1 protein-coding gene is annotated in these 683 nt (G+C 48.9%); it reads left to right on the top strand.

All coding sequences use genetic code 11. The features are described from left to right. Positions 1 to 683, top strand: a 683-nt coding sequence (locus NLX78_RS26365) for a condensation domain-containing protein (protein ID WP_254351925.1), incomplete at both ends; no start/stop codon positions are given.

Here is a 683-nt window from a genome sequence, read left to right on the forward strand (position 1 = left end):
ATTCGCTACGGCACAACGCAGTTCCGTCATGACACGATTGCACGGCTGGGAGAGCTGCTAGCATCCGGCTTGCGTGAGGTGATTAGCCATTGCGTTGCGCAGGAAAGAACGGTGTTGACCCCAAGTGATGTCTTGTTAAAACATGTAACGCTGGACGAGCTGGAGCAATTGGTGAAAGATACACAAGATATGGGTGAACTAGAAAATGTGTATGCTTTGACGCCGATGCAAAAGGGTATGCTCTTCTTCAGTCTAATGGATGAGAGTTCGGCAGCTTACTTTGAGCAGGCCACCTTTGAATGGAATGGACGGTTTGATGTGGTTACTTTCGGTAAGAGCTTTGATCTGCTCGTACAGCGTCATGAGGCATTGCGGACGAACTTTATCAACTCCTGGAAGGATGAGCCTGTACAGGTCGTTTTCCGCAATCGCAGCGGAGAGTTGTACTATGAAGACCTGCGCGGACTGGAAAAAGAAGAACGAGTAGCGCGTGTTGAGGCTTTTACCCTTGCCGATAAAGCGAAGGGATTCAATCTCGCAGAGGATGCGCTCATTCGTATTTCGATCCTGCAAACCGGGGATGAAACATATCACTTTATCTGGAGCTTCCATCATATTTTGATGGATGGCTGGTGCTTGTCCTTTATGACACAGGAGGTATTCGGCAGCTATCTGGCACTGCG

The sequence above is a fragment of the Paenibacillus sp. Lou8.1 genome (assembly GCF_024213565.1).
In the GTDB taxonomy this organism is placed as follows: Bacteria; Bacillota; Bacilli; order Paenibacillales; family Paenibacillaceae; genus Paenibacillus; species Paenibacillus polymyxa_B.